This window comes from Vibrio sp. 2033 (assembly GCF_033339735.1).
Genome location: NZ_JAWOVC010000250.1, coordinates 1 through 799, shown reverse-complemented (window position 1 = coordinate 799; position 799 = coordinate 1). Strand labels below are relative to the sequence as shown.

2 protein-coding genes are annotated in these 799 nt (G+C 45.8%); one reads left to right on the top strand and one right to left on the bottom strand.

Annotated features, from left to right (window positions below):
* A partial coding sequence (locus R7P74_RS25900; RefSeq protein WP_318123518.1) for a sodium-independent anion transporter occupies nucleotides 1-440 on the top strand: 440 nt, incomplete at its 5' end.
* Between the two features lie 61 nt (nucleotides 441-501).
* Here the strand turns inward: R7P74_RS25900 and R7P74_RS25895 are convergent.
* The coding region (locus tag R7P74_RS25895) for an arsenate reductase/protein-tyrosine-phosphatase family protein (protein WP_318123517.1) at nucleotides 502-799 on the bottom strand (298 nt) is incomplete at its 5' end.

Below are 799 nucleotides of genomic sequence, written 5' to 3'. Positions count from 1 at the left end.
TAGTAACCGTCGTTACAGTACTGACTGACCTTGCTGTTGCAGTCGCGGTTGGTGTAATCGCTTCAGCGCTGATGTTTGCATGGCAACATGCGAAGCACATTTACGCAGATACTTGCTTGAACGCAGAAGGCTCAAAAGAGTACAAAATTCACGGTCCAATCTTCTTTGGTTCAGCAGCAAACTTCCTCGAGCTGTTTAATGCGCCAGAAGATCCTAAAGATGTGATTGTCGATTTCGCAGACTCTCGCGTCACAGACCACTCGGCAATTGAGGCAATTGAAACGCTAGCAGAGCGCTACGCTTCCATCGGCAAAACGCTTCACCTTCGTCACCTAAGTCCGGATTGTCGCAAACTACTCGACAAAGCTGGCAGTCTAGTCGAAATCAACGTGAAAGAAGACCCTAGCTACAAAGTCGCAACCGACATTTTAGCTGGCTAATCTATGCGTAAAGGGATGAGCAATGCTCATCCCTTTTATTATTTATCTGATATCGAAATAATTACAGCTTCTGCAAAACCGCTACCGACGCCTCTTCGATTAAGTCCAATACCAACTCAAATCCATCATCTCCACCATAGTAAGGATCTGGGATCTCGTCATAACTCGAATTAGAGTGGCTTAAAAATAGCGAGACTTTATGACGATGTTCTGCAGGACAAATATCGAGTAAGTCAGCCAAGTTTGCTTTATCCGCAACCAGTACCAAATCGAAGTCTTCGAAATCTTGCACTGACACTTGGCGCGCTCGCATTCCTTTAAACGAATAGCCACGTTGTTTCCCTGCCGCCATGGCTCTT